Genomic DNA, 335 nt, shown 5'->3' on the forward strand with positions numbered 1-335 from the left:
GTGAGATCGATGCGATAGGCGTTGTGAACGAGGCGATCCAGGATGGCGTCGGCCAAAGTTGGGTTTGCAATAATCTCCCACCAACGATCCACGGGCACCTGACTTGTGACGATGGTTGAGCGTCGTTCGTAGCGATCCTCAATGATCTCCAGGAGATCGCGGCGTTGGTCATCATTGAGTTTTTCCGGTCCCCAGTCATCGAGGATCAGCAGGTCTGTCCTGGCAAGAGATTGCCTCGATCCATGCCGCGCGCCGCATGGCTAGAGCACGTCCCGTGATCGATGAATCGATTGTGATGTGACGACGAGCTTCTCCGGTGATTCAACATCCACCTT

General features: G+C 55.2%; 1 pseudogene. It reads right to left on the reverse strand.

Annotation, left to right across the window (positions count from 1 at the left end):
• Positions 1 to 230 (reverse strand): annotated as a pseudogene (locus AC0L2A_RS36485) (ATP-binding protein); the annotation flags it as partial.
• Positions 231 to 335: the final 105 nt, after the last annotated feature.

Source organism: Mesorhizobium sp. WSM4844 (genome assembly GCF_055811775.1).